This is a genomic window from Pseudomonas fluorescens (genome assembly GCF_902498195.1).
Classification (GTDB): domain Bacteria; phylum Pseudomonadota; class Gammaproteobacteria; order Pseudomonadales; family Pseudomonadaceae; genus Aquipseudomonas; species Aquipseudomonas fluorescens_BU.
Genome location: NZ_CABVIY010000002.1, coordinates 136,312 through 150,926, shown reverse-complemented (window position 1 = coordinate 150,926; position 14,615 = coordinate 136,312). Strand labels below are relative to the sequence as shown.

Below are 14,615 nucleotides of genomic sequence, written 5' to 3'. Positions count from 1 at the left end.
ATTATGCCGCTCACTCAAGAGCAGAAGAAACAGTACAAATCCATTGGCCACCATCTGAAACCGGTTTTGATTGTGGCTGACAACGGTTTGACTGAGGGTGTGTTAGCCGAACTTGAACGCGCATTGGCGGATCACGAGCTGATCAAAATCAAGCTCAACATCCTGGATCGCGAATCGCGCCTGGCGTCCATTGCAGAACTGTGCAAAGTCGGCAAAGCGGATCTGGTTCAGGTCATCGGGAAGATGGCACTGATTTACCGCAAGAACTTCAGCGTCAACAAACAGCTGTCGAACGTCCATCGCTTCAAGTGATGGCAAGGGTCAAGGGTGTGCTTCGCGCACCCTGCCGCTCCACCCCGGCACTGGCTGCAAAACCAGCACCAGCCCGGAAAAGCCCAGCACAAGATAGCTGAACACCTGCCAACGCAACGCATCCGGCCAGCCGATACGCACCGCGAAGTACATCGCGCACGCATACAGCGCCATCAGCAACACTTGGCCGCGAACATCTCGCCATAGACTGGCACGGCCCTCGGCCTGTACCAGCACCAAAGCCTGGAAAACCACACACGCTGCGGCAAATCCCACCATCAGCGCATTCAGCATGCCTGCAATTTCGTCGATCAGCAGCGGTGCCAGGCCAATATGCCCCAGCACCGGCAGCAGACCGATGTGCAACAACCACAAGCCGCCGACCCATAACATCTGGGTCAACTGCCAAAGCATGGCGCCCGCGCGTAGCGGGCGCCTGCCTTTAGATGTGGCGGACTTCGACAATCTCGTACTCGATGACACCGCTAGGCGTCTTGACCGCGACGACGTCGCCCTCTTCCTTGGCAATCAAGGCGCGGGCAATAGGCGAACCGACGGAAATCTTGCCGAGCTTGATGTCTGCCTCGTCCTCACCAACGATGTGGTAAGTGACGCTTTCATCCGTCTCGACGTTGGCGATTTCAACGGTAGTGCCGAAAATCACCTTGCCGGTGTGAGGAATCGTCGTGACATCAATGATCACTGCATTCTGCATGCGGCCTTCAATGTCACGGATCCGCGCCTCGACCATACCTTGCTGCTCGCGAGCAGCGTGGTATTCGGCGTTTTCCTTCAGGTCACCCAGTTCGCGGGCCGTGCCGATGTCCTGGCTGAGCTTCGGACGTACGACCTTGGTCAGGTGGGCGTGTTCTTCTTCCAGGGCTTTGGCGCCCTGAACGGTCATTGGGTACTTGGTTATGCTCATGCCTTCAATCCTGCGTGTAGATCCTGCAAGCGGCGTACGGTCTTCTCGGGACCGAACTTCAGCGCTTCGCAGATCGCTTCGCCAGCAGCAATGGTCGTGGTGCAGTAGATCTTGTGCTGCAAGGCATTGCGACGAATGGAATAGGAGTCAGCGATCGACTGACGACCTTCGGTGGTGTTGATGATCAGGGTGACTTCGTCATTCTTGATCATGTCGACCACGTGCGGACGGCCCTCGGTCACCTTGTTCACGCGGCGCACTTTCAGGCCTGCGGCCTCAATCAGCTTGGCGGTACCGGCAGTGGCAACCACTTCGAAGCCCAAGTTGATCAGATCACGAGCCACACCTGCAACCAGAGGCTTGTCGTCGTCACGCACGCTGATGAATGCGGTACCGCCAGTCGGCAGCACTTCGCTGGCGCCCATCTGGGCCTTGGCGAACGCTTCGCCGAAGGTGTCGCCCACGCCCATTACCTCACCGGTGGACTTCATTTCCGGGCCGAGGATCGGGTCAACGCCAGGGAACTTGGCGAACGGGAACACCGCTTCTTTGACACTGTAGAAGTTCGGAATGATTTCCTTGGTGAAGCCAATTTCCTTCAGGGTCTTACCGGCCATCACGCGAGCCGCGATCATTGCCAGGGAAACACCGATGCACTTGGACACGAACGGTACGGTACGCGAAGCACGCGGGTTGACTTCGATGACGTAGATGTCATCACCCTGCAGCGCCAACTGCACGTTCATCAGGCCGATAACGCCCAGTTCCAGGGCCATTTTCTTGACCTGCTCGCGCATCTCGTCCTGGATGTGCGCAGGCAGCGAGTATGGCGGCAGCGAGCACGCGGAGTCACCGGAGTGAACGCCGGCCTGCTCGATGTGCTGCATGATTGCGCCGATGACCACGTCCTTACCGTCGCAGACCGCATCCACGTCCATTTCAATGGCGCAGTTGAGGAAGTGATCCAGCAGCACCGGGCTGTCGTTGGACACTTGAACCGCTTCACGCAGGTAGCGCTTGAGTTCTTCTTCTTCGTAGACGATTTCCATCGCACGACCGCCCAACACGTAGGACGGACGCACCACCAGCGGGTAGCCAATCTTGGCTGCGGCGCGAATCGCTTCGTCTTCGCTGCGCACGGTGGCGTTTGGCGGCTGACGCAGGTTCAGGCGCTGGACCATCTGCTGGAAACGCTCGCGGTCTTCGGCACGGTCGATGGCGTCAGGGCTGGTGCCGATGATCGGCACGCCGGCGGCCTCCAGGGCGCGCGCCAGCTTCAGCGGGGTCTGGCCGCCGTACTGGACGATCACGCCTTTTGGCTTCTCGACACGGACGATTTCCAGCACGTCTTCCAGGGTGACTGGCTCGAAGTACAGGCGATCGGAGGTGTCGTAGTCAGTGGAAACGGTTTCCGGGTTGCAGTTGACCATGATGGTTTCATAACCATCATCGCGCAGGGCCAGTGCCGCGTGTACGCAGCAGTAGTCGAACTCGATGCCTTGGCCGATACGGTTCGGACCGCCGCCCAGGATCATGATCTTGTCGCGACCCGACGGTGCGGCTTCGCACTCTTCTTCGTACGTCGAGTAGAGGTACGCGGTGTCGGTGGCGAACTCGGCAGCGCAAGTGTCGACGCGCTTGTAGACCGGGAAGATGTCCAGCTTGTGGCGGTGAGCGCGCAGGCTCTTCTCGGTCACACCCAGCAGCTTGGCCAGGCGCATATCGGAGAAACCTTTGCGCTTGAGGCGGAACATCAGGTCGCGGTCGATGCTGGTCAGACCCAGGGTCTTGACCTTCTCTTCGTCCTTGATCAGATCTTCCATCTGCACCAGGAACCAAGGATCGATCATGGTCATGCCGAAGATGTCTTCAACGCTCATGCCGGCGCGCATGGCGTCCGCCACGTACCAGATGCGCTCGGCACCCGGCACGGTCAGCTCGCGCTTGAGAATGCTCATGCTTTCCGGGCTGCTCAGATCAACCTTCTCGTCCAGCCCACACACACCGACTTCCAAGCCGCGCAGGGCTTTCTGCAGGGATTCCTGGAAGGTACGGCCGATGGCCATGACTTCACCGACCGACTTCATCTGAGTGGTCAGGCGGGCGTCAGCCTTGGCGAATTTTTCGAAGGCGAAACGTGGCAGCTTGGTCACGACGTAGTCGATCGACGGCTCGAAGGACGCCGGGGTCTTGCCACCGGTGATGTCGTTCGACAGTTCGTCCAGGGTGTAGCCCACAGCTAGCTTGGCCGCAACCTTGGCGATCGGGAAGCCGGTGGCTTTCGAGGCCAGTGCCGAGGAACGGGAAACGCGCGGGTTCATCTCGATGACAACCATGCGGCCCGTGTTCGGGCAGATGCCGAACTGGACGTTGGAACCGCCGGTTTCCACGCCGATCTCGCGCAATACCGCCAGGGAGGCGTTACGCAGGATCTGGTATTCCTTGTCGGTCAGGGTCTGTGCCGGCGCCACGGTGATCGAGTCACCGGTGTGCACGCCCATCGGGTCGAAGTTTTCGATGGAGCAGACGATGATGCAGTTGTCCTTCTTATCGCGGACCACCTCCATCTCGTACTCTTTCCAGCCGATCAGCGATTCGTCGATCAGCAGCTCCTTGGTCGGCGACAGGTCCAGACCGCGGGCGCAGATTTCTTCGAACTCTTCACGGTTGTAAGCGATGCCGCCACCGGTGCCGCCCATGGTGAAGGACGGACGGATGATGCACGGGAAGCCCAGCTTCTCGAGGACCGCGTTGGCCTCTTCCATGCTGTGGGCGATACCGGAACGCGGGCACGCCAGGCCGATGGACTTCATGGCTTTGTCGAAACGCGAACGGTCTTCAGCCTTGTCGATGGTGTCCGCGTTGGCACCGATCATTTCTACGCCGAATTTCTCCAGGACGCCTTCGCGCTCCAGATCCAGTGCGCAGTTCAGAGCGGTCTGGCCACCCATGGTCGGCAGCAGCGCGTCCGGACGCTCTTTCTCGATGATCTTGGCAACGGTCTGCCACTTGATCGGCTCGATGTAGGTAGCGTCGGCCATGGCCGGGTCGGTCATGATGGTGGCCGGGTTGGAGTTCACCAGGATGACGCGGTAGCCCTCTTCGCGCAGGGCTTTACAGGCCTGGGCGCCGGAGTAGTCGAATTCGCAGGCCTGGCCGATCACGATCGGGCCAGCGCCGAGAATCAGGATGCTTTTAATGTCTGTACGTTTTGGCATGGGTTTGTCACTCAAATCCGCAGGTCAGTCGGCAAGCCGTCTTGTTCAATCTCTGAAGACTTGAGGGGGCCGCCGGTGTCGGGACCGCCCTCAAGCTTTGCTACATCAGGGCGAGCGATCAGCGTCGCTTGGCCATCTCGTTGATGAAGCGATCAAACAATGGCGCTACGTCGTTCGGGCCAGGGCTGGCTTCAGGGTGACCCTGGAAGCTGAAGGCGCTCTTGTCGGTACGCTCGATCCCTTGCAGGGTGCCGTCGAACAGCGACTTGTGGATCGCGCGGACGTTGGCTGGCAGGGTCTCTTCGTCAACCGCAAAACCGTGGTTCTGGCTGGTGATCATCACCACACCGGTGTCCAGGTCCTGGACCGGGTGGTTGGCACCGTGGTGGCCATGGCCCATTTTCAGGGTCTTGGCGCCGGAGGCCAGGGCCAGCAGTTGGTGACCGAGGCAGATACCGAACACCGGGATCTCGGTTTCCAGCACATCCTTGATCGCCTGGATCGCGTAGTCGCAAGGCTCCGGATCACCAGGGCCGTTGGACAGGAACACGCCATCCGGCTTCAAGGCCAGCACATCGGCGGCCGGGGTTTGCGCAGGCACGACCGTCACGCGGCAACCGCGCTCGACCAGCATGCGCAGGATGTTCACCTTGACGCCGTAGTCGTAGGCGACCACGTGGTACGGCAGCTCGGACGCTTCGATGGTCGCGTGGCTGTCGGTTTTCAGGTCCCAGACCGTCGAGCGCCACTCGTAGGCGTCCTTGGTGCTGACGACCTTTGCCAAGTCCATGCCTTTAAGACCAGGAAAACCCTGGGCGGCGGCGATGGCGGCTTCTTCGGAGATGTTGTCACCGGCCATGATGCAGCCGTTCTGTGCGCCTTTTTCACGCAGGATGCGCGTCAGGCGGCGGGTGTCGATACCGGCAATGGCCACAACGTTGTTGGCCTTGAGGTAGTCGGACAGGGACATCGTGTTACGCCAGTTGCTCGCCACCAGCGGCAGGTCACGGATGACCAGGCCAGCGGACCAGACGCGGTTCGACTCGGCGTCTTCCGGCGTAGTGCCGGTGTTGCCGATGTGCGGGTAAGTCAGGGTAACGATCTGTTGGGCGTAGGAAGGATCGGTAAGGATTTCCTGATAGCCGGTCATTGCGGTGTTGAACACCACCTCACCAACGGTTTGACCGTCGGCTCCAATGGCTTCGCCGCGAAAAATGCTGCCATCAGCAAGGGCGAGTATGGCTGGCTTAGTCAAGAAGACCTCCCGTAAATAAAGCCTGAAAGGGCGATCGCAGGTTGTAAAAAAGCGGAGTGACGTATGGACACGTCACCCCGCTTCTTCACTGAATTATTCTGCGCGCTTTTAGTGGACACACTAAAGCTGTAGCTTACAGAAAAAGGCATTTTTGGTCTACCGCCAATGAGCCTTAAAGGCTGGAGAATGCGACAGGACGTCGCTTGGCGGAGTGAAACCGGGCTCAAACGCTGCGCGCGAGCCCGGTTTCGAGCGCATATTAGCGCAGGTCGAGCACGTCTTGCATGTCATAAAGACCAGGCTCGCGCCCGTCCAGCCACAATGCAGCACGCACCGCCCCCTTGGCGAAGGTCATGCGGCTTGACGCCTTGTGAGTGATCTCCACGCGCTCACCCTCAGCAGCGAACAGCACGGTGTGATCACCGACGATGTCGCCGGCACGAACAGTGGCAAAACCGATCGTTTCGCGGTCACGCGCACCGGTCTGACCCTCACGACCGTAGACCGCCACCTTCTTCAGGTCACGCCCCAGCGCATCGGCAATTACTTCACCCATGCGCACCGCCGTACCCGACGGCGCATCGACCTTGTGCCGGTGGTGAGCTTCAGTGATTTCGATATCGACGTCATCACCCAGCACGCGAGCAGCCGTGTCGAGCAGCTTGAGGCACAGGTTTACACCGACACTGAAATTGGCCGCGAAGACGATTGGAATGTCCTTGCCCGCCTCTGCCAGCAACTGCTTCTCTTCAACACTGAAACCCGTGGTGCCAATGATCATCGCCTTGCCGTGCTTTCGGCAGAAGGCGAGATTCTTCAGGGTCACCGTCGGATGGGTGAAGTCGATCAGCACGTCGAACTCGTCGACGACCCGATCCAGGTCGCCGGACAACGGCACACCGATACGACCCAGTGCCGCCAGCTCACCGGCATCGGCGCCGACCAGCGTGCTATCGGGACGATCCACCGCCGCGGTCAAGCCCGCGCCTGCCGTTTGGTGAACGGCCTCAATCAGGGTTTTGCCCATGCGCCCGGCGGCGCCCATCACAGCTATACGTCGCATGCCTGCCTCCTTACAAATCGCCGAAGAAGCGCTTCACGCCTTCGAACCAGCCCGTGGTTTTCGGGGAATGGCTGTTGTCGTCCGCCAGCGAACTGCGGAACTCTTCCAGCATTTCGCGCTGACGACGGCTCAGGTTGACCGGGGTCTCGACCGCGACACGGCACATCAGATCACCAGCACCGCCACCACGCACAGGCGCGACGCCCTTGCCACGAACGCGGAACTGCTTGCCGGTCTGGGTCCCCTCAGGGATCTTCAGCTTGACCCGACCATCAAGGGTCGGAATCTCCAGCTCGCCACCCAACGCCGCATCGACAAAGCTGATCGGCACTTCGCAGAACAGGTGCTTGCCATCACGCTGGAAGATCGAGTGCTCGCGCACGTTGATCACCACATACAGATCGCCGGTCGGACCGCCCTGGGCGCCCGCCTCACCCTCGCCGGACAGGCGAATGCGATCACCGGTATCGACACCGGCCGGCACTTTCACCGAAAGGGTCTTGTACTCTTCGACACGACCTTCGCCGTGGCAGGAATCGCACGGATCGGAAATGATCTTGCCCTGGCCATGGCAGCGCGGGCAGGTTTGCTGCACCGAGAAGAAACCCTGCTGCATGCGCACCTGGCCGATACCGCCGCAAGTCGGGCAAGTCACTGGCGAGGAGCCTTTCTTGGCACCCGAGCCATCGCATGGCTTGCAATTGACCAGCGACGGCACGCGGATATTCACGGTCGTGCCACGCACCGCCTCTTCCAGGTCCAGCTCCAGGGTGTAGCGCAAATCGCTGCCGCGCTGAGCGCCGCCACGGGAACCACCGCGACCGCCACCGAAGAAGTCACTGAAGACATCGCCAAAGATGTCGGAGAAGTTCTGACCGCCGAACCCGGCACCGCCGCCACCCATGCTCGGGTCGACGCCGGCATGGCCGTACTGGTCATACGCCGCGCGCTTGCTGGAATCGGACAGCACTTCGTAGGCCTCGTTGGCCTCCTTGAACATCTCTTCCGACGCTTTGTCATCGGGATTACGGTCCGGGTGATGCTTCATCGCCAGGCGACGGTAGGCCTTTTTCAGGTCCGCCTCGCTGGTGCCTCGCTCAACACCCAATACTTCGTAATAGTCACGCTTTGCCATAAGTCTTCTGCACTCTTGAGGACGTCCGGCAAACCTCTCCTGAGCCTTGCCAAACTCGTTGAGCCCCAATACAGGCCCGGACCCAACTCACGTCAATTCAACGATCCTGGTCTTTGTTTCGATGAGGCACTTTCGGCGGGGAAGCAGGAGCATTCCCGGCCATGCCAGCAACACGCGAACGCTGTCGCATGCTGTAAAAATTCGCTTACTCCAGACACGCCAACGCGGGAGCAAGCTCCCGCGCGGCGACATCCTACCAGTCACCGCCTGAAGGCAGTCAACCGGCCGACCAACAACTTACTTGTGGTCTTTGACTTCTTCGAACTCAGCGTCGACCACGTCATCCGCCTTCTCGGCCGACTCGCCTTGCGGTGCAGCGCCTTCAGCAGGCTGGGCCTGTTCGGCATACATCTTCTGCGCCACTGGAGCGGAGACCTTGGACAGCTCTTCAACCTTGGCTTCGATAGCGGCCTTGTCGTCGCCTTTGACAGCGGCTTCCAGGGCAACCACGGCAGCTTCGATCGCAGTCTTTTCTTCAGCGCTTACCTTGTCGCCAGCATCAGCGACCATTTTGCGCGTCGAGTGAACCAGCGCATCACCCTGGTTACGGGCAGCGGCCAGCTCTTCGAACTTGCGGTCTTCCTCGGCGTTAGCCTCGGCATCACGCACCATGCGCTCGATTTCTTCGTCGGACAGACCGGAGTTGGCCTTGATCACGATCGACTGAGTCTTGCCGGTGGCCTTGTCTTTGGCGCCTACGTGCAGAATGCCGTTGGCGTCGATGTCGAAGGTCACTTCAATTTGTGGCACGCCACGTGGTGCTGGTGGAATCTCGGCCAGGTCGAACTTGCCCAGGGACTTGTTCTGCGCAGCCTGCTTACGCTCACCTTGCAGCACATGAATGGTCACGGCGCCCTGGTTGTCGTCGGCCGTCGAGAACACTTGCGATTTCTTGGTAGGAATCGTGGTGTTTTTCTCGATCAGCGCGGTCATCACGCCACCCATGGTTTCGATACCCAGGGTCAGCGGGCTGACGTCGAGCAGCAGAACGTCTTTCACGTCACCGGCCAGAACAGCGCCCTGGATCGCAGCACCCATGGCAACGGCTTCGTCCGGGTTCACGTCTTTACGAGCTTCTTTACCGAAGAATTCGGTCACCAGCTTCTGAACCAGTGGCATACGGGTCTGACCGCCCACCAGGATCACGTCGTTGATCGAACCAACGTCAATACCCGAGTCTTTCAGAGCGATGCGGCAAGGCTCGATAGTGCGTTGAACCAGGTCTTCTACCAGCGCTTCCAGCTTGGCGCGGGAGATTTTCACGTTCAAGTGCTTAGGACCGGTCGCGTCTGCAGTGATGTATGGCAGGTTCACGTCGGTCGACTGAGCGGACGACAGCTCGATCTTGGCCTTTTCAGCAGCTTCTTTCAGGCGCTGCATGGCCAGCGGGTCACCTTTGAGGTTCATGCCGCTTTCTTTCTTGAATTCGTCGACGAGGTAGTCGATCAGACGAATGTCAAAGTCTTCACCACCCAGGAACGTGTCGCCGTTGGTTGCCAGTACTTCGAACTGGTGCTCGCCATCGACTTCAGCGATTTCGATCACGGAAACGTCGAAAGTACCGCCGCCCAGGTCGTAAACGATCACGGTGTGATCGCCTTTCGCTTTGTCCATACCGTAAGCCAGAGCAGCTGCGGTTGGTTCGTTGATGATACGTTTAACGTCCAGGCCCGCGATGCGCCCGGCGTCTTTGGTGGCTTGACGCTGGCTGTCGTTGAAGTAGGCCGGAACGGTGATCACCGCTTCGGTCACAGGCTCGCCGAGGTAGTCTTCGGCGGTTTTCTTCATTTTTTTCAGGATTTCAGCCGAGATTTGTGGCGGAGCCATTTTCTGGCCGTTCACTTCAACCCAGGCGTCGTTGTTGTCAGCCTTGACGATCTTGTAAGGGACCATCTGAATGTCTTTCTGTACCACTTCTTCTTCGAAGCGACGACCGATCAGACGCTTCACCGCGTACAGGGTGTTGTGCGGATTGGTCACGGCCTGACGCTTGGCGGACTGGCCGACCAGGATTTCGCCATCGTTGGCGTAAGCGATGATCGACGGCGTGGTACGCGCGCCTTCGGCGTTTTCAATTACTTTTGCCTTGCCGTTTTCCAGCACGGAGACGCAGGAGTTGGTAGTCCCCAGGTCGATACCGATAATTTTGCCCATGTTCACTCTCCCGAAACTTTGGATTTGGTTGCCGCAGCGGTTGTGGCCAACTGCGGTAGCACTTAAACGCTTGACTTCTAAATGGGGGCCTTGCGGCTAATTTCAAGCCTGCTCATCAATAGAGGGCGAAACTGGCGCAGGAGCCTTGCTGACCACGACCATGGCCGGACGCAGCAGGCGACCGTTGAGCTGGTAGCCCTTCTGGAACACCTTGAGCACGCTGTTCGGCTCTAGGTCGGCGCTTTCCTGCATGGCCATTGCCTGGTGAAGGACGGCATTGAACGGTTCGCCCTGCGGGTCGATCGCTTCCAGCTGATAACGCTTCAGGGTGTCCTGGAACATTTTCAGGGTCAGCTCGATGCCTTCGCGCATCGGACGAATGCTTTCGTCATCCGGGTTGGAAAGCTCCAGGCCGCGCTCCAGGCTGTCGATGATCGGCAGCAGGTCGCCGGCGAATTTTTCCAGCGCGAATTTGTGAGCCTTTTCTACATCCTGCTCGGCGCGACGGCGGACGTTCTGCAGATCGGCGGCTACACGCAAAGCCTGATCCTGCGCGCCTGCCAGTTGCTCTTCGAGCACTTGTACACGAGCCGCCAGGTCATCACCCGAAGCCTGGGCTACCTGGTCGGCGTCTAGATTTTGCGTATCCACTGTCTGTTCGTCAGCCATAGAATTCTCCTTTCAATATCGTCCGCGAGCCTGACTCGCGCTTCTGCCCAGCTATATGGGGCCGCAAAAACGAGCTTCAAGGGGTGCCCGTGTATTAACCCTACAAAAAACACCTGCATTGTCATTCCATGGCGCGCTAAGGATTTCGTCGGATCAAGCCAATCGAGCTAACGCCAGGCATTGTCAGCCAGATTCAAAACACTGTATAAATAACCAGACCTAAAGCCTGGGAGCGGCCTTTATGCTGGTTCACCTGTCCGTACACAACTACGCCATCGTTGAACATCTCGATCTCGAACTCGATCGCGGAATGAGCGTGATCACAGGCGAAACCGGTGCCGGCAAGTCGATCATGCTCGACGCCCTCGGCCTGACGCTCGGTGATCGCGCCGACAGCGGCGAAGTCCGGCCCGGCGCAGACAAGGCCGACATCCTGGCCACCTTCGATCTGGCCGACATCCCGGAAGCCGGCGCCTGGCTGGCTGAACGCGACCTCGAGAACGATGGCCCGTGCATTCTGCGCCGGGTAATCACCGCAGAAGGACGCTCGCGTGGCTACATCAATGGCACGCCCTGCCCCTTGGGGGACCTCAAGGCACTGGGCGAACTGCTGATCGATATCCACAGCCAGCACGAACATCAGTCCCTCCTCAAGACCGACACTCACCGCCGCCTGCTCGACGAGTACGCCGGCGCGACGGACCTCGCCCGCCAGGTACAGCTTGCCGCCCAACGCTGGCGCCAGACGCGCCAGGAACTGGAACGTCTCTCCAATTCCGGGGACGAACAGCGCGCTCGCCACCAATTGCTCAGCTATCAACTCGAAGAGCTGGAGAACCTCGGTCTTGGCGACAACGAGCTGGAGCAGCTTGAGCTGGAGCACAAGAATCTGACCAACGCTGAAACCCTGCTGGGCATCTGCCGGCAAGTGGTCGAGCAATGCAGTGAAAGTGATTCCGGTAACGTACTGAACGCGCTGACCGCCAGCCTCAATCGCTTGTCCAGTGTGAACAACTCGATTGGCGCACTGGGCGAGGCCAGCAGCCTGTTGACCAGCGCACAGATCCAGGTGGAAGAGGCCGTGGGCGAGCTGAACCGCTTCCTCGACAATTTCGACGCCGATCCATCGCGCCTTCAATACCTGGAGGAGCGCCTGGATGCGATCTACACCCTGGCGCGCAAGCACCGGATCCAGCCAACCGAAGTGGCTGAAATGCAGCAGAAGCTGCTCGATGAAATCGAAACCCTGAATGCCAATGACGAATCCATCGAGCGACTGGGCGATGAGCTGTCGTCCTATGCCCGCCACTACCAGGAAAAGGCCCGGGAACTGAGCGACTTGCGTCACCAGGCATCCAGCAGCCTGGCCAGCGCCGTGGAACAGGAAATCCAGCGCCTGGGCATGCCCGGTGGGCGCTTCACCATCGAGTTACGCCCCAACAGCGGCAATGAACTGCTGCCTAACGGGCTTGAGCAGGTAGAACTGCTGGTCAGCGCCAACCCGGGGCAACCTTTGAAAGCGCTGGCGAAAGTCGCATCGGGTGGCGAGCTGTCGCGGATCAGCCTGGCCATCCAGGTGATCACTGCGCAAACGTCTCGCGTGCCAACCCTGGTGTTCGACGAAGTGGATGTGGGGATCGGCGGCCCGACGGCCGAGATCGTCGGCCAATTGCTGCGTCGACTCGGAGAGCGGGGGCAGGTTCTGACCGTAACCCACTTGCCACAAGTCGCGGCGCAGGGTCACCAGCATTTGTTTGTGCACAAGGTGCGAGGCGAGGATGCGACGCGCACTGCGGTCTCCAAATTGAGCAAGAACGATCGCGTCGAAGAGGTGGCTCGAATGCTGGGCGGCATCGATCTCACCAAGGAGTCCCTGGCCCACGCCAAGAAAATGGTGGTGACGGCAAAAGTTTGAGGCAGGTAGACAGCACGAAGGCGACCCTGAGGTCGCCTTCGTTCGTTTCGCGAACCTTGCGTTCGCGCGACATGCTTACTTTTTCTTGCGTACGTACAGCACCAGATTGTGATCAACCATCTCGAAGCCATACTTGTCGACGATTGCTTTCTGCAGGCGCTCGATTTCTTCGTCGAAGAATTCGATCACTTCGCTGGTCTCGACGTTGACCATATGGTCGTGATGCTTGCCGTCGTCCAGTTCGAAGACCGCATGGCCTCCGTCGAAGTTGTGTCGCACCACAAGGCCAGCTGCCTCGAACTGAGTCAGTACACGGTAAACCGTGGCCAGACCGACGTCCTCGCCAGCCTCCATCAGTGCCTTGTAGACATCCTCGGCACTCATGTGGCGCTGCTCGGCGGAATCGAGCATTTGCAGAATTTTGACCCGTGGCAGGGTCACTTTGAGGCCGGCTTTGCGTAGTTCGCTATTTTCAACCATGGTCAGCTTTCTCGCGATGCTGCTTCGCAGCTTCTCTTAATGCGGGTATGATCGGCGTTTACGTTGTCCCAGCCAAGATAGTGGAAGTCGCCCACCGATGCAAAACACCAAGCTCTTGCTAACCAGTTTCACCTTTGTGGGACTGCTCGCACTCGCCGGTTGTTCATTCCCCGGGGTTTACAAAATCGACATCCAGCAGGGCAATGTCGTCACGCAGGACATGATAGACCAGTTACGCCCGGGAATGACCCGTAAGCAAGTAAGGTTTATCATGGGCAACCCTCTGTTGACCGACACGTTCCATGCCGATCGCTGGGATTATCTGTACAGCCTGCAACCGGGTGGCGGTGAACGCCAGCAGGAACGCATCAGCGTTATCTTCAACCCAAATGACCAGCTTGTCAGCCTCTCCGGCGATTTCATGCCGGGCGTGAGCCGCGACGAGGCCATCCTCGGCAAGGACAGCGCCACGACAGTGACCGCACCTGCAGAAAACGTCGAGAAGCCGAAGCCGGAAAAACCGGTCAAGCCAGGTTCGTTGCTGGATCAGATCCAGAAGGAAGTGGACGGTGTAGAAACTGTTCCAGTCCCGACTCCGGAACCACTGGATACCTCGCCGCAATAATTTGCGACGCAATAAAAAACCCGGCACGTCCGGGTTTTTTATTGCCTGCGCTTTGCGACCTACTGATTCCGGGCTTTTGCCTCGGCAGCCTTGGCCGCACGCAACCGACGAACTTCCTTGGGATCAGCCAGCAGCGGCCGATAAATTTCGATGCGATCGCCCGACTGAACCAGACGAACATCCGGGTCGGTGATTATCTTGCCGAAAATCCCCACGGGACAAGCGGCCAGGTCCAGCTCCGGAAACGCTTCACCGACACCGGACTTCAGCAAAGCCCCCCGGATACTCGTTCCTGGCGCCACCGTCACCGACAACAGCACCTGACGATCAACGGCGGCATACACCACCTCGACCTCCACCGCCGCCTCAACCATACATGTGCTTGGCCCGCTGGCAGAATGCATCCACCAGCGTATTGGCCGCCTGATTGAACAAGGGTCCGAGAGTCGCGCGAACAATGGGGCCTGCGTAATCAAACGACAGATCCAGGCTGATCTTGCAGGCCTTCTCGCCCAATGGCTTGAACACCCAGACACCGTGCAGCTGAGTGAACGGGCCTTCTTCGAGGTTCATCTCGATCGACTGGCCTGGCACCAGGGTATTACTCGTCACGAAATGCTGACTGAGCCCCCCCTTGGCCACGCCGACGCGAGCACGCATATGCTCGGGAGAGCTTTCCAGCACTTCGGCAGCAGAGCACCAGGGCAGGAACTCCGGGTAACGCGCCACGTCATTGACCAGGTCATACAGGGCTTGCGCCGGGTACGGCAGCAAGGCCGAACGTGAAATGTGTGTCGTCATGTC

14 protein-coding genes are annotated in these 14,615 nt (G+C 59.3%); 3 read left to right on the top strand and 11 right to left on the bottom strand.

Features of this window, described 5'->3' with window-relative positions:
- The first annotated feature begins 3 nt into the window (after positions 1-3).
- Positions 4-312 carry a YhbY family RNA-binding protein gene (locus tag F8N66_RS06045; protein WP_007942889.1) on the top strand — a complete coding sequence of 103 codons (309 nt, stop codon included), beginning with the start codon at positions 4-6 and terminating at the stop codon, positions 310-312.
- A gap of 9 nt (positions 313-321) precedes the next feature.
- Here the strand turns inward: F8N66_RS06045 and F8N66_RS06040 are convergent, their stop codons facing one another.
- The 8 genes from F8N66_RS06040 to grpE form a co-directional block, all read right to left on the bottom strand.
- Positions 322-726, bottom strand: a complete 405-nt coding sequence (locus F8N66_RS06040) for an MFS transporter (RefSeq protein ID WP_150770149.1) — start codon at positions 724-726, stop codon at positions 322-324.
- Between the two features lie 28 nt (positions 727-754).
- Complete coding sequence (gene greA / locus F8N66_RS06035) at positions 755-1,231, bottom strand: transcription elongation factor GreA (RefSeq protein WP_150770148.1); 477 nt, start codon at positions 1,229-1,231, stop codon at positions 755-757.
- A gap of 2 nt (positions 1,232-1,233) precedes the next feature.
- Positions 1,234-4,455 carry a carbamoyl-phosphate synthase large subunit gene (gene carB / locus F8N66_RS06030; protein WP_150769327.1) on the bottom strand — a complete coding sequence of 1,074 codons (3,222 nt, stop codon included), beginning with the start codon at positions 4,453-4,455 and terminating at the stop codon, positions 1,234-1,236.
- A gap of 118 nt (positions 4,456-4,573) precedes the next feature.
- The gene (carA, locus tag F8N66_RS06025) at positions 4,574-5,710 is read right to left on the bottom strand and encodes a glutamine-hydrolyzing carbamoyl-phosphate synthase small subunit (RefSeq protein ID WP_150769326.1); all 1,137 of its coding nucleotides are present in this window, start codon (positions 5,708-5,710) and stop codon (positions 4,574-4,576) included.
- A gap of 259 nt (positions 5,711-5,969) precedes the next feature.
- On the bottom strand, positions 5,970-6,773 hold the full coding sequence (gene dapB, locus F8N66_RS06020; protein WP_150769325.1) for a 4-hydroxy-tetrahydrodipicolinate reductase: 804 nt from the start codon (positions 6,771-6,773) through the stop codon (positions 5,970-5,972).
- 10 nt (positions 6,774-6,783) lie between these two features.
- Positions 6,784-7,908: a molecular chaperone DnaJ gene (gene dnaJ, locus F8N66_RS06015; RefSeq protein ID WP_150769324.1), complete on the bottom strand. Its 1,125-nt coding sequence runs from the start codon at positions 7,906-7,908 to the stop codon at positions 6,784-6,786.
- A gap of 297 nt (positions 7,909-8,205) precedes the next feature.
- On the bottom strand, positions 8,206-10,122 hold the full coding sequence (gene dnaK / locus F8N66_RS06010) for a molecular chaperone DnaK (protein ID WP_095194006.1): 1,917 nt from the start codon (positions 10,120-10,122) through the stop codon (positions 8,206-8,208).
- A 102-nt stretch (positions 10,123-10,224) separates the two neighbouring features.
- The gene (gene grpE, locus F8N66_RS06005) at positions 10,225-10,791 is read right to left on the bottom strand and encodes a nucleotide exchange factor GrpE (RefSeq protein ID WP_150769323.1); all 567 of its coding nucleotides are present in this window, start codon (positions 10,789-10,791) and stop codon (positions 10,225-10,227) included.
- Between the two features lie 241 nt (positions 10,792-11,032).
- Between grpE and recN the strand changes: the two genes are divergently transcribed.
- A complete protein-coding gene (recN, locus tag F8N66_RS06000; protein WP_150769322.1) occupies positions 11,033-12,706 on the top strand; it encodes a DNA repair protein RecN in 1,674 nt (557 codons plus the stop codon).
- Between the two features lie 75 nt (positions 12,707-12,781).
- On the opposite strand, the gene fur is transcribed toward recN, so the two are convergent.
- Positions 12,782-13,186, bottom strand: a complete 405-nt coding sequence (gene fur, locus F8N66_RS05995) for a ferric iron uptake transcriptional regulator (RefSeq protein WP_003197684.1) — start codon at positions 13,184-13,186, stop codon at positions 12,782-12,784.
- Between the two features lie 97 nt (positions 13,187-13,283).
- Between fur and F8N66_RS05990 the strand changes: the two genes are divergently transcribed.
- The gene (locus tag F8N66_RS05990; protein ID WP_150769321.1) at positions 13,284-13,811 is read left to right on the top strand and encodes an outer membrane protein assembly factor BamE; all 528 of its coding nucleotides are present in this window, start codon (positions 13,284-13,286) and stop codon (positions 13,809-13,811) included.
- Between the two features lie 59 nt (positions 13,812-13,870).
- Here F8N66_RS05990 and F8N66_RS05985 read toward each other — a convergent pair whose 3' ends face one another.
- Positions 13,871-14,185, bottom strand: a complete 315-nt coding sequence (locus F8N66_RS05985; protein WP_150769320.1) for an RnfH family protein — start codon at positions 14,183-14,185, stop codon at positions 13,871-13,873.
- A complete protein-coding gene (locus F8N66_RS05980) occupies positions 14,178-14,612 on the bottom strand; it encodes a type II toxin-antitoxin system RatA family toxin (protein ID WP_150769319.1) in 435 nt (144 codons plus the stop codon). Before F8N66_RS05980 ends, F8N66_RS05985 begins: the two co-directional genes overlap by 8 nt.
- Between the last annotated feature and the right edge of the window lie 3 nt (positions 14,613-14,615).

Excerpts from the sequence above, each read along its gene's own strand:
- F8N66_RS06045 (WP_007942889.1), top strand. The coding sequence starts at position 4 with ATGCCGCTCACTCAAGAGCAGAAGAAACAGTACAAATCCATTGGCCAC.
- carB (WP_150769327.1), bottom strand. The coding sequence starts at position 4,455 with ATGCCAAAACGTACAGACATTAAAAGCATCCTGATTCTCGGCGCTGGC.
- dapB (WP_150769325.1), bottom strand. The coding sequence starts at position 6,773 with ATGCGACGTATAGCTGTGATGGGCGCCGCCGGGCGCATGGGCAAAACC.
- dnaJ (WP_150769324.1), bottom strand. The coding sequence starts at position 7,908 with ATGGCAAAGCGTGACTATTACGAAGTATTGGGTGTTGAGCGAGGCACC.
- recN (WP_150769322.1), top strand. The coding sequence starts at position 11,033 with ATGCTGGTTCACCTGTCCGTACACAACTACGCCATCGTTGAACATCTC.
- grpE (WP_150769323.1), bottom strand. The coding sequence starts at position 10,791 with ATGGCTGACGAACAGACAGTGGATACGCAAAATCTAGACGCCGACCAG.
- dnaK (WP_095194006.1), bottom strand. The coding sequence starts at position 10,122 with ATGGGCAAAATTATCGGTATCGACCTGGGGACTACCAACTCCTGCGTC.
- F8N66_RS05990 (WP_150769321.1), top strand. The coding sequence starts at position 13,284 with ATGCAAAACACCAAGCTCTTGCTAACCAGTTTCACCTTTGTGGGACTG.
- fur (WP_003197684.1), bottom strand. The coding sequence starts at position 13,186 with ATGGTTGAAAATAGCGAACTACGCAAAGCCGGCCTCAAAGTGACCCTG.
- F8N66_RS05985 (WP_150769320.1), bottom strand. The coding sequence starts at position 14,185 with ATGGTTGAGGCGGCGGTGGAGGTCGAGGTGGTGTATGCCGCCGTTGAT.
- F8N66_RS06040 (WP_150770149.1), bottom strand. The coding sequence starts at position 726 with ATGCTTTGGCAGTTGACCCAGATGTTATGGGTCGGCGGCTTGTGGTTG.
- F8N66_RS05980 (WP_150769319.1), bottom strand. The coding sequence starts at position 14,612 with ATGACGACACACATTTCACGTTCGGCCTTGCTGCCGTACCCGGCGCAA.